We start from the raw sequence: 11108 nt of genomic DNA on the forward strand, positions 1-11108 counted from the left end.
GTGGTCGTGGCCCTGGCCCACCCCGAACGCGTGGCCCGCCGGCGGGCCCCACGGTCGCGGGCGTACCTGATGGCCGGGGGCACGGCGGTGGAGGTGCCGCGTTCCGAGGTGGTCACCGACCCCGCGGGCCTGCCCACCACCGAGGGGCTGGCCGGGTCGCCGTGGCTGGCGGTCGCGGTGGCCGAACGGGAACCCGGCCGCAAACACGGGTTCGTCCGGCTGGCCGCCCGCGCCGACCAGCGGCTCGCCGAACAGGCCGCCGCCGGGATGCGGTCGGTCACCGACGAGATCGACTGGCACGACGGCGACGTCCGCGCCCGCACCGTCGACCGGCTCGGCGCGATCGTGCTCGCCGACAAGGACCTGGCCCGACCCCCCGGCCGCGGCGGTGCGGGACGCGCTGCTCGACGGGCTGGCCACCGACGGGACCGGCCTGCTGCACTGGGACGCCGAGGCCCACCAGCTGCGGCACCGGTTGGCGTTCCTGCACCGCGAGTTCGGCGCCCCGTGGCCCGCCACCACCGAGGCCGACCTGCTCGCCGCGGTGGACGTGTGGCTGGAGCCGGAACTGTCCGCCGCCCGGTGCCGGGCCGACCTGGGCAGGATCGACGCCGGGCAGGCGCTGCAGCGGCTGCTGCCGTGGCCGGAGGCCACCCGGCTGGACGAACTGGCACCCGCGCGCATCGCGGTGCCGTCCGGCGCGCGGGTGCCGGTGGACTACGAACCCGAACAGCCCGCCCTGCCGGTGCGGCTGCAGGAGGTGTTCGGCTGGACCGAGGTGCCCACCGTCGGCGACGGACGGGTGCCGGTGGTGATGCGGCTGCTGGACCCGGCCGGGCGCCCGGCCGCCGTCACCGGGGACCTCGCGTCGTTCTGGCGCGACGGCTACCGTCAGGTGCGCGCCGAACTGCGCGGCCAGTACCCGAAACACGCCTGGCCCGACGACCCGCTCACCGCGCCCCCGAGCCGCCCCGGCCGGCCCGGCCGACCGTGACCACTGTGCGATCGACGCTCAGGTGGCTGTGAGCCGGAGATCGGTCAGGCAGGTGGCTCCGTCCTCATCGGTGGAGAAGGCGCTCCGGCCGGTGCGTCCCTCGTAGGTGGCCTCGATGGTGCCGTTGACGTCGCGGGGGAGCCAGAACCCGACGAAACCGTTGTCGAAGGTCGTGACCTGCTCAGCGACGAGGACCTCACCGGTGGCGTCGTCGAGAATGCGGATCCCGACTTCTTCGTCGGCCAGCTCGCCGCGGCACGTGGTCAGGGAGTGGTAGTGACAACCATGGGTCTGGTCGATGAAGGGGGCCACGGCGAGGTAGAACCGGTCCTCCCGGATCGGGACCGTGAGCTTCCGCTCGGCGTCGGCGAGGAGGAGATGGTCGGCGCGCACGGCGGCCGTGAGGTCGGTCGAGCGCTGGGCGACGGGTACCCGATCCAGGTGGTCGATGATCTCCGCCCCGTTCATGCCCGCCAGACCGTGGTCAGCGAGGAAGCTGGATTCGTCGGTGGTGACGGTCGGCGCGGCGGGCGTCACTCGATCGGCCCCCGGGGTGGCGGTGGAGCAGCCGGCGAGGGTCAACAGCAGCGTACCCGCCACAATCAGGTGTCGCTTCATCCTCCTATCCTGCCTCAGCGCCCGCGCCGGGTCGGAGCCACGGCTCCGACCCGGCGCACACCTCCCGGAAACTGAGTCGCCGGTGTCCTGCACCGGCTCGCCCTCGGCTGACCGGCACACCGGAGCGGCCGGGGCGGACGTTCTCCCCGGCGGGCGGGTGGGTACGCCCCGGGCACACCCGTAGGCGTCGACCGGAGAGGGCGCACCCATGGCCAACCCGACGATCAAGGACCGGCGTCCCCCGCTGACCCCGGCCGGGCAGGGCAAGGGCGTCTGGCTGGGCACCCTGGAACAGGGCGCGAACCTGCTGCAGGACACCACGCCACTGCGCGGGTTCGACGTGTACGTGGTGGGATTCCACTGCGCCAAGGGCCGGCCGGAGATGCAGATGGAGGCACACCACTACTGCCGGGTGGTCAACGACGACCTGTTGCAGTGCGTCATCTTCGACGGCAACACCCGCGACGCGAACCTGATCGGCATCGAGTACATCGTCTCCGAGCGGGTGTTCGACCCGCTGCCGGAGGAGGAGAAGGACTACTGGCACCCGCACAACTACGAGGTGCTGTCCGGCCAGCTGGCCGCGCCCGGACTGCCGGACGCCGCGGAGAAGGCGTTCCTCCGGCTGCTGCTGAACAGCTACGGCAAGACCTGGCACACCTGGCACACCGGCCGCCACGACGGCGAACCCGGCACGGACCTGCCGCGGGGTGAACCGACCCTGATGTGGTCGTTCAACCGCGACGGCGAGTGCGACGAGTCCCTCGAACAGGACCGGAACACGGCCATGAACCTGGACACACAGGCCAAACACGAACAACGGCAGTCCTTCGTCGACCTCGCGCACCCGCAGCGGGGCGTCGACACGATGGCCGACGACTTCACGGGAACGACCCCCATCCCGGGCGTGGTCGACGTGCGCCACCGCGGTAGCGCGACCGACTGAACCGCCCCGGGCGACCGCCGCCGGGTGCCGCTCCCCAACCGGAACCGCGCGCCCGGAATGTCACAGGCGAGGTCGCTGTCTCGTCCACCCGGGGTACGGACGACCTCGATCAGGGAGTGGACGATGGACCTCGCGTTGTGGATCGCCGCCGGACTGTTGGCCGTGGTGGCCCTCACCGGCGGTATCAGCAAGACCTTCGTGCCCAAGCACCGACTGGAGACCATGCCGGGTGCGGGGTGGACCGCGAACGCCCGTGCCGGTTTCGTGAAGACGCTCGGTGTGCTGGAACTGCTGGCCGCGGTGGGGCTGATCCTACCCGCCGCGGTCGGCGTCGCCCCGGTGCTGGTCCCGGTGACCGCCGTCTGCTGGGTCCTGCTGATGATCGGTGCGATGATCACCCACGGTCGGCTCGGCGAGCCGCAGCTCGCGGCGGTGAACCTCGTCTACCTCGCCGTCGCGGCGTTCATCGCCTGGGGCCGGTTCGGCCCCGCGTCCTTCGGCACGGTTTAGCTGCGGGAGGTCGACGGCTGGTGGTTCCCACTGATCCGCCCGTCAGAGATCGACGCGGGCGCCGCCGGGACGAACCACGACCGGCTCCTCGGGGGTGCTTCGTGAGCAGCCGACGGAGATAGCCGACGGTCGCGGCCACGTGCAGCAGGCATCCGAGGGAGAGCACGGCGAGCGCGGCGGTGTGCGGCCAGTGGTCCGGTGTTCCGGTCGTGGCCACCAACGCGGGCAGCCCAACCATGATCAGGGCGGTCCGGACCTTGCCGAGCCGGGTGACGCGCGCCGTCGGGACCCGGCGACGGCGCGCCAGCGCGGTCACGGCCAGCACCACGTCCGCACCGACCACCGTCACCGGCATCCACACCGGCAGGACCTGCAGGACGGCGAGCCCGGCCACGACGACCACGACACCGAGGCGGTCAGCGGCGACGTCCAACGCGGCACCCAGCCGCGTGACCTGCCCACGTCGCCGCGCCAGCCGGCCGTCCACCCCGTCGGAGACGCCGAAGAGGACCAACGCGGCGGCCGCCCCGATCCACCACCCGGTGGCCGCCAGCACCAGGGCCAACGGGGCGAGCACGACAACGCGGCTGAGGGACACGACGTTCGGAGCGGAGAGCACACGCGGCATGGACCGGACGGTAGGAACGCCGGGGGATGTGCCGGTACTGCCGGACGTCAGCCGCCGCACCTGCCGTTCGTCAGGTCCTCGGCGGCGATCGGCACCACCGTCAACCCCGGTCGCCGGGGAGTTCCTCCGCGGTGTCGATCAGCCCGGCCTTGCGGGTCCGCCCGCAACCTTCCGCCGACCGTCCGGACCCGTTCCGCGAGGCCGACCAACCCCTGGCCGCCCCGTCCCCCCTGTTCCGGCGGCGGACCGGACGGAGACGCTCCGTTGCGGACGTGCACCTCGGTCACCTCCGGCCGGTGCCGCAGCCGCACGGTCACCGGCGCACCCGGGGCGTGCCGGGCGGCGTTGGTCAGGGACTCCTGCACCACCCGGTAGGCGGCACGGCCGACCGGGTACGGAGCGTCGGCGGGGTCGCCCTCGCGGTCCAGCCGCACCACCATGCCGGAGGTGCGGGCCCGTTCGACGAGGTCGGTGACGGTGTCACCCGCCGGTCGCACCGGTTCCGCATCGCCGTCGTCGCGCAGCAGGCCGAGGACCTCCCGCAGCCGCTCGGTGGCCGCCGTGGCGGTGGAACGCACCCGCGCGGCCACCGCGCGCTGATTCCCGTCGAGGTCGGGGGCGACTTCCAGGCCACCCGCCTGCAACGCGAGGAGGCTGAGCTCGTGGCCCACCGAGTCGTGCAGGTCCTGCGCGAGGCGCCACCGCTCCCGCGAGCGCGCCTGCTCGGCGACCCGGTGCTGGTGCGCGGCGGTGAGGCCGGCACGGCGGCGCACCTCCCGGCCCAGCAGCCACGGAACCACCCCGGCCGTCCCGGTGAGAACAGCCATCTCGCCCGACGTGACCCCGTCCGGGTGAACGAGGATCAGCAGCACCGCCGCGCCCGCCGCGACACCGGCGACCAGCGGCCGGGTACGGGGTGTCCTGCGCCCGAGCAGGTAGGCCATCACGGCCGTCGCCAGTGTCCACGGGGTCGGCCAGAACGAGGTCTCCCACACACCCCAGACCTCGGCGACAGCGAACGCGGCGGCGAGGAGGAACGAGGCCGGTGGGCAGACCCGGCCCACCGGTACCGCCACGGTCACGCCCACCAGACCGACGACCAGCTGTGGCCACCAGGAACCCACCGTCACCAATGGTGTCCCGAGCAGGAAGACCAGGCACAGCACCGCCCACAGCAGGACGTCCGCCGTCACCCGGCGGCCGACCGGTCTTCCCGGCGGATCACCGGCCGGCGGCCGGGACGAACGAGGTGTGGACCGTCTCACAGCGACCGACGTTACCGTGTCCCGCGCCAGGTGGTGGTGCGGACGAACGCGCGGCGTTGCTCACCACTCCGGTGCGGACGGGTTCCGGCACAGTTCTCCCCAAGCTACGGCGAGCCGCGAGGTAGGCCAGGGAATTGGGAGCGGTAGGTATTCGCGGATCTTGCCGCGCTGGTGTGGCCCGTGGTCGCCGAGTGAAAGGCCCAGCGTCGGGAACCGTGTGGCGATTCGCTGGTGAGAGCGGCCGACGTGGCCCGGCCGCGTGACGATGACTTCGTCTCCGGCCTGGAGCTTCGCCTGCATCGCGTCCAGCTTCGTACGGAAGGCGAGTCTTCCACTGCTACCGACATCCCGGTTCAGCGCCTCCTCCTGCAGGCGACACCGGAGGGCCGAGAAGTCTCCATCTCTCACGCAGCACGCGTATCCCCCGCAGATGTCCGCGGCCGGGCGCTCGTCCGGGGTCGGCGCGCGGCAGCGCGGCTGAACCATCCCGCGCGCGATGCCGGCGGGGCGTCGGCGATGCTGTGGGCGTGGAGTACGTGTCCAGAGTGCCGCGACCGCCACTGGACGGGCTGATCGACGACCTTTACTACCTGGAGGGTGCGCCGCCGTACGCCCGGCTGACGCTGCCGCCGATGCCCGCGGCGGTGTTCATCGTCAACCTCGGGGCGCCGTTTCGCATCCGCGCCGGCATTGACGTCGAAGCGGCCGAATACACCGACGGCTGCGTGATCACCACGCCCACCCACGCGTTGGCGTTCGGCTACCCACTCCGGACCCGCTCCGTCGGCGTGCACTTCAAGCCGTGGGGGCTGGCGCCGTTCCTGCCGACGCCCGCGGCCGAACTGCGGGACCGGCCGGTGACGGTAGAGCAGGTTTGGGGCCGGCCCGCCATGGCTGAGCTGCGAGACCGGCTGGCAACGGCGGGCGGACCGCACGAACTGCTGACGCTGCTCGAGGAGGAGCTGATGCGACGGCTGGGCGAGACCGCCGGCCTGGGGCTGGTCCGCCATACGAGCAGCGTCATGGCGGCGACCAGCGGGGCGGTGGCGATCGGCGACCTGAGCGCGGCAGCCGGTGTCAGCAGCACGCATCTGGCACAGCGGTTCAAGGAGCTCATCGGCGTCACGCCGAAGCGGCTGGCCCGCACCTACCGCTTCGCCGCCACCGTGTTCGCGATCGACTTCGCCGGATCGATCGACTGGGGCGACCTCGCCGGTGGCGCAGGCTACTTCGACCAGGCCCACTTCGGCCATGAGTTCCGGGCGTTCACCGGGCTCACGCCGACCCGGTACATCGAAGGCCGGCGGCGGTTCCTGCGCGAGCATCCCGGCCACACACTGGACGGCTGGCCGTTGCCGGCCGATTGATTTTTTACAAGAGCGACAGCTCACAACACGCTACTTTCGCGGCACGCCAAGGGAGAGGAGGGCCCCGTGGGCAAGGTGGTCATGTACAACTCGGTGTCGGTGGACGGCTTCGTCGCGGACGCGAACGACCATCCCGGACCGCTGTTCGACTGGTTGCTCAGCGGTGACGTCCCGTTGGACGAGAGCGGCGAGCTGACGGTGTCGCAGACGTCCTACGACTACACCCGGCGGTACTGGGACCGGATCGGGGCGACACTCGTCGGCCGCCACGTCTTCGACATCACGGACGGCTGGGGCGGGACGCCTCCGGGCGGGGTCGACCACGTGGTTGTCGTGACGCACCGGCCGGAGCCCGAGGGCTGGGACCCCGAGGCACCGTTTCACTTCGTCGACGGCGTCGAAGCGGCCATGGCCAAGGCCCAGGAGCTCGCGGGTGACCGTGTGGTCGAGGTTGCCGCCGGCGAGGTGGGTGGCCAGGTGTTCGCCGCGGGTCTGGTCGACGAGGTGCGCATGGACGTCGTACCCGTCGTGTTCGGGTCCGGCAAGCGCTACTTCGGGTCGGTCCACGCGCAGCACCTGTTGGACGATCCTGACGTGGTGATCCAGGGCAACCGGGTGCTTCACCTGCGCTATCGGATGCGCCGGTGACCGATCGACGAACTCGGTGGACTCAACCCGCACCCACGAAGCCACATACTCGTCCGCCGCGTGCGGGATCTCCTCCGGATAACCCGGAAACCGGGCCCCGATCTCGAAGAACTTCAGCAGCGCACACGCGGATTCTAGCGCCACCACCGGCGACACGAACGGATGATCATCGGATACCTTTGCGGCTCGCCGTAGCTTCGGAGGATTGGGCCGTGCCGCCTGGACCGCCTTCGTGCGGCGGGCGGTGCGGGACTCGGCCGTTTCGTCTCCTCCCGGCGCCGCGTGCGCCGTGCGGTCCCGTCAGCCGCGGTGTCCGAGTTTCCAGGACTCGCGCACGTGGCAGTCGTGGTTGGCCCACCACTGCAGGTCGACCCGGTCGACGTGGGTCCGGACCGGCAGCAGAGGGCGCAGGTCGCGCTCGACGCTGTCCGGGGTGATGCCCTCGGCCCGCCGGTCCAGGGTCAGGTGCGGCACCGGGTCGGGGAACGTCCCCGCGTACGGCGGGCACTGGGGGAACGCCTCCGCGAGGGTGTCGGTCAGTGCCCGGAACGGCGCCTCCGGTTCCGGGCGCAGGTGGATCAGCCCGTCGGGGAAGGTGTCGACGGTGGTGAGGGTGGCCTCGAACGGTTCGGTGCGCGCCAGGATCGCAGCCACGGTGTCGAGGTCGGTGGGCGACGGCTCCGACAGCCACGGCCCGAGCAGGGTGATGTGCGCGTGCACGAACGCCGGGTCGTCGGCGAGGAACGAGGCGTCGTAGTGGGCGGTGCGGGCCCGGACGTAGTCGTCGAGTTCCGGGACTCCTACCACGAGCACCGAGTGCCCCTCGGACCACACGGGCCATCCCTCCTCACCGGGTCGGCACGGACGGCCGACGCGGCGAATCTAGCACGTCGCCGCGTCGGCCGTCCGTGCCTCTGCGGGATCGGTGGCCGACGCGGTGAAGCTTCGTGCCGACTTCGTCGACGACGCGTCAGTGGCAGTGGCCGTCGCGGCCGAGGGTCTCCACCGGGGTGGCGCCGGGGCGGGTCCACTGTGGCGCGGGCCGGCTGGTCGCGCCCCAGGTGGCGTTGCCGTCGGCGTCGGTGCGCCAGTACCAGCAGATCGGCGCGCCATGCCCGCCGACCGGCGAGCCGGCCTGCGGAGCCTCGGGCCAACCCTCGGGGTTGTCCTCCCACCCCTCGCGGCGGCCGTAGGGCGTCATGTCGAGCAGGCCGAGGGAGCCGTTGACCCGTTCGCAGCCCCGGCCGGTCGTGGAGTAGGTGAGGAATGTGCGGTCGCCGTCGCGCAGGAAACAGGCGATGTAGCCCATCTCCCCGCCGACCGGCTCGTCCAGCCCCCGGACCGAGTACCAGGGCTGGGGGTAGCCCATGAACTCGACGTAGGGAGCCACCTCGTCCCATGGGCCCGTGGTCAGCAGGGCGAACGAGACGCCGCGGGCGTTGAGGTAGACGGCGTCCTTCATGTGCCAGGGCACGGTGGTGCAGCCCTCGCACTGGCCCTGGTGCGGGGCGCCGTCGTGCCACATGTGCTTGTAGACCACGAGCTCGTCGCGGCCCTGGAAGAGGTCCAGGAACGGCACCGGGCCGTCGGGGCCGACGACCTCGACCGTTCCGTCGAACTCCACCATCGGCAGCCTGCGGCGGGCCGCGGCGATGGCGTCGCCCTCCCGGGTGTGCGCCTTCTCGCGGACCAGAAGCTCGTCCCGGGCGGCCTGCCAGGTGGCCAGGTCCACCACGGGTGGGCGCCCGTGCGGCGTGGTGGTCGGGTCCTCCGGTGTTGTCGTCATGGTGTCCTCCTCGGTGTCTCGTGACTCCTGTGCGGTCTACCCCGGCTCATGACGAGCGTGATGCGGACCGCATGTCGCTGAGTGACGCCGATGACGCTAACCGTCACCACCGACATGGAGCGGGGAAGACGTCGCAGCCCGACCCCGATGGGGCGGACCCGTCTACCCCACACCGTGATAAGAGGCATTATCACGGGTTGTTGTCCGTCACAAGTTTCGCTGTATCGCGCGACGCGATACCCGTTTCACGATCGCGTGCGCGAAACATGGGCGCTGGTCAGCGGTCAAGGAAGGAGAGGTGCGGGGGGGTTCTGCCCGCGAGGGCTTCTCGGAGGCGGACCAGGCACCCGTGGGCGGTCTGATTGACCGGAACGTCGCGGGAGGGGAATCGGGCACGGTCCACGGAGGCCCGTTTGCCGTCACCGTGACGAAATGATCGCGGGTGTCCGGACGGGTTTCGGTGGTCCTGTGAGGGCTTCGAGTGGGCGTGTGTGGGTCGCGGCGTCCCGGTCGAGCCGGTTGGGCAACGCGGGGTGGTCGGTCCCACCGTCGAGGTCGCGGCCGTCGAGGTAAGGCAGGTTGGGCCGTCGGCCGCCAGCTCTCCCGACCCGCCTGGGTGGAAGTGGATTGACAGCGATGCCCCGGAATCGCCTCGCCGGGTCAGCCGAGGGGGCGGAAGTGGTGGGTCTCGCCGTGGGTGAGGTAGTGGAACTCCGCGGTGGTCGACGACGTGGCCGCCGCCTGTTTGATGTCGTCCAGGCCGGAGGCGAACACCGAGTAGTCGTTGTAGTGGATGGGCACCGCCTGCCGGGGGTCGACGATCTCCACCGCGCGGACGGCCTGCGCGCCGGTCATGGTGACGACGGTGCCCAGCAGGGTGGTCCCGCCGGCGTGCACGAGGGCCAGGTCGATGTCGGGGTAACGCTGGGGGATGTCGTACAGCCGGTCGTGCAGCAGGGTGTCGCCGCTGATGTAGAGCCGGAAGGACCGCTCGCCGTCGCGGCCGAAGTCCAGCATGCTGCCCATGGTGGGTGGCAGCATGCCCGCCACCGGGTCGGGATCGTGCTTGGCGGGCATTGCGGTGATCCGGACCGTGGTCGCGCCCCGGGTCACGGCCTGGGACTGCCAGGTGTCGAGGGCGTGGCCCCGGGTGAAGCCCTGCTCGGCCAGCAGTCCCACGGCGTGCCCGGTGGTGATGATCGGGAGGTCCTTCGGCAGTTGCGCGGCGGCGACGTCGTCGAAGTGATCGCCGTGGTGGTGGGAGAGCACGACGAAGTCCAGCGGCGGCAGGTCGGCGATCTGGCAGGCGGGTTCGACCTCGCGCCGGGCGTACATGCCGTGTCCGAGGTGCACGTGGTCCCCGGCGTGCAGGAATGTCGGGTCGGTCAGGATGGTGAACCCGCCGTAGCGGATCAGCGTGGTGGCGTTGCCGATGAAGTACACGCTGCCTTCGCTGAGATCGCCGAATCCGGTGTCCGGCAGGGTCAACGGTGCATCCACGGGGTCTCCCTCGGTGGGGTGTGCGGTCCGTTCCCCGAGGGGACTGCCCCGGCCACGTCGCCGGTCAAACGCCACACGCCCACGGACCTGCCGTCGTCCTCCCCGGCGACGTCCCCGGTGCAGAATCTCTCTGCCGGGGATGTCGAGAATGCGCGTCCGGCTCCGTCCCCCGGGTGAAACAGCCACACTGGGCCGTAGGCATCGAGGAGGACGAGATGACCAAGTATCTGCTGCTCAAGCACTACCGGGGCGCGCCCGCGGCGGTGAACGACGTGCCGATGGAGAAGTGGACCCCGGAAGAGGTCACCGACCACGTGCGATACATGAACGACTTCGCCGCCCGGCTGGAGGCCACCGGCGAGTTCGTCGACGGGCAGGCACTGGCGCCGGAGGGCACGTTCGTCCGCTACGACGGCGAGGGGCGCCCACCGGTCACCGACGGCCCGTTCGCCGAGACCAAGGACCTGATCGCCGGCTGGATGGTGATCGACGTCGACAGCTACGAGCGGGCGCTGGAACTGGCCGGTGAGTTGTCGGCGGCGCCGGGCGTCGGCGGGAAGCCGATCCACGAGTGGCTCGAGGTGCGCCCGTTCCTCGGCGCGCCGGAAACCGTCACGGAGTAAGCCCGCGGTGGACGAGACACTGCTGCGCGGCCACACCCCCACGGTGCTCGGGATCCTCGTCCGTCGCGGAGCCGACTTCGCGGCGGCCGAGGACGCCGTGCAGGACGCCCTGGTGGAGGCCCTGCGGGTGTGGCCGCAGGGCGCCCCGGCGGACCCCACGGGGTGGCTGGTCACCGTGGCGTGGCGCAAGTTCCTCGACGCCGCCCGCGCCGACACCGCCCGG

At 71.6% G+C, this 11108-nt stretch carries 12 protein-coding genes and 1 pseudogene; 7 read left to right on the forward strand and 6 right to left on the reverse strand.

Annotation, left to right across the window (positions count from 1 at the left end; translation table 11 throughout):
* A pseudogene (locus SACPADRAFT_RS26155) lies at positions 1 to 994 on the forward strand (ATP-dependent helicase C-terminal domain-containing protein); the annotation flags it as partial.
* 18 nt (positions 995 to 1012) lie between these two features.
* Here SACPADRAFT_RS26155 and SACPADRAFT_RS0207600 read toward each other — a convergent pair.
* On the reverse strand, positions 1013 to 1612 hold the full coding sequence (locus SACPADRAFT_RS0207600; RefSeq protein ID WP_007024972.1) for a CueP family metal-binding protein: 600 nt from the start codon (positions 1610 to 1612) through the stop codon (positions 1013 to 1015).
* 208 nt (positions 1613 to 1820) lie between these two features.
* Between SACPADRAFT_RS0207600 and SACPADRAFT_RS0207605 the strand changes: the two genes are divergently transcribed.
* Complete coding sequence (locus SACPADRAFT_RS0207605; RefSeq protein WP_007024973.1) at positions 1821 to 2558, forward strand: OBAP family protein; 738 nt, start codon at positions 1821 to 1823, stop codon at positions 2556 to 2558.
* 123 nt (positions 2559 to 2681) lie between these two features.
* Positions 2682 to 3068 (forward strand): DoxX family protein, encoded by a 387-nt coding sequence (locus tag SACPADRAFT_RS0207610; protein WP_007024974.1) that lies wholly within the window; start codon positions 2682 to 2684, stop codon positions 3066 to 3068.
* Here the strand turns inward: SACPADRAFT_RS0207610 and SACPADRAFT_RS29870 are convergent.
* Together SACPADRAFT_RS29870 and SACPADRAFT_RS26165 are read right to left on the reverse strand one after the other, a co-directional pair.
* Complete coding sequence (locus SACPADRAFT_RS29870) at positions 3022 to 3696, reverse strand: CDP-alcohol phosphatidyltransferase family protein (protein WP_007024975.1); 675 nt, start codon at positions 3694 to 3696, stop codon at positions 3022 to 3024. The two genes, SACPADRAFT_RS0207610 and SACPADRAFT_RS29870, sit on opposite strands and share 47 nt — an antisense overlap.
* 47 nt (positions 3697 to 3743) lie before the next feature.
* Positions 3744 to 4889 carry a sensor histidine kinase gene (locus tag SACPADRAFT_RS26165; RefSeq protein ID WP_007024976.1) on the reverse strand — a complete coding sequence of 382 codons (1146 nt, stop codon included), beginning with the start codon at positions 4887 to 4889 and terminating at the stop codon, positions 3744 to 3746.
* A 617-nt stretch (positions 4890 to 5506) separates the two neighbouring features.
* On the opposite strand from SACPADRAFT_RS26165, the gene SACPADRAFT_RS0207625 reads away from it, so the two are divergent.
* Together SACPADRAFT_RS0207625 and SACPADRAFT_RS0207630 are read left to right on the forward strand one after the other, a co-directional pair.
* A complete protein-coding gene (locus SACPADRAFT_RS0207625) occupies positions 5507 to 6328 on the forward strand; it encodes an AraC family transcriptional regulator (protein ID WP_028662300.1) in 822 nt (273 codons plus the stop codon).
* Positions 6329 to 6394: 66 nt separating this feature from the next.
* Entirely contained in the window at positions 6395 to 6976 is a 582-nt protein-coding gene (locus SACPADRAFT_RS0207630) for a dihydrofolate reductase family protein (protein WP_007024978.1), read from the forward strand.
* A 300-nt stretch (positions 6977 to 7276) separates the two neighbouring features.
* Here the strand turns inward: SACPADRAFT_RS0207630 and SACPADRAFT_RS0207635 are convergent, their stop codons facing one another.
* The 3 genes from SACPADRAFT_RS0207635 to SACPADRAFT_RS0207645 form a co-directional block, all read right to left on the reverse strand.
* Positions 7277 to 7810: a 2'-5' RNA ligase family protein gene (locus SACPADRAFT_RS0207635; protein WP_007024979.1), complete on the reverse strand. Its 534-nt coding sequence runs from the start codon at positions 7808 to 7810 to the stop codon at positions 7277 to 7279.
* A 136-nt stretch (positions 7811 to 7946) separates the two neighbouring features.
* Entirely contained in the window at positions 7947 to 8762 is an 816-nt protein-coding gene (locus tag SACPADRAFT_RS0207640; protein ID WP_007024980.1) for a DUF899 domain-containing protein, read from the reverse strand.
* Positions 8763 to 9422: 660 nt separating this feature from the next.
* On the reverse strand, positions 9423 to 10262 hold the full coding sequence (locus SACPADRAFT_RS0207645) for an MBL fold metallo-hydrolase (RefSeq protein WP_007024981.1): 840 nt from the start codon (positions 10260 to 10262) through the stop codon (positions 9423 to 9425).
* 215 nt (positions 10263 to 10477) lie between these two features.
* Here SACPADRAFT_RS0207645 and SACPADRAFT_RS0207650 point away from each other — a divergent pair, with 215 nt between their 5' ends.
* A complete protein-coding gene (locus SACPADRAFT_RS0207650) occupies positions 10478 to 10885 on the forward strand; it encodes a YciI family protein (RefSeq protein ID WP_007024982.1) in 408 nt (135 codons plus the stop codon).
* A 7-nt stretch (positions 10886 to 10892) separates the two neighbouring features.
* A partial coding sequence (locus tag SACPADRAFT_RS0207655; protein ID WP_007024983.1) for a sigma factor occupies positions 10893 to 11108 on the forward strand: 216 nt, incomplete at its 3' end.

The sequence above is a fragment of the Saccharomonospora iraqiensis subsp. paurometabolica YIM 90007 genome, assembly GCF_000231035.2.
Taxonomy (GTDB): domain Bacteria; phylum Actinomycetota; class Actinomycetes; order Mycobacteriales; family Pseudonocardiaceae; genus Saccharomonospora; species Saccharomonospora paurometabolica.

Coding starts and splice junctions, on each gene's coding strand:
- SACPADRAFT_RS0207600 (WP_007024972.1), bottom strand. CDS start 1,612: ATGAAGCGACACCTGATTGTGGCGGGTACGCTGCTGTTGACCCTCGCC.
- SACPADRAFT_RS0207605 (WP_007024973.1), top strand. CDS start 1,821: ATGGCCAACCCGACGATCAAGGACCGGCGTCCCCCGCTGACCCCGGCC.
- SACPADRAFT_RS0207640 (WP_007024980.1), bottom strand. CDS start 8,762: ATGACGACAACACCGGAGGACCCGACCACCACGCCGCACGGGCGCCCA.
- SACPADRAFT_RS0207650 (WP_007024982.1), top strand. CDS start 10,478: ATGACCAAGTATCTGCTGCTCAAGCACTACCGGGGCGCGCCCGCGGCG.
- SACPADRAFT_RS29870 (WP_007024975.1), bottom strand. CDS start 3,696: ATGCCGCGTGTGCTCTCCGCTCCGAACGTCGTGTCCCTCAGCCGCGTT.
- SACPADRAFT_RS0207610 (WP_007024974.1), top strand. CDS start 2,682: ATGGACCTCGCGTTGTGGATCGCCGCCGGACTGTTGGCCGTGGTGGCC.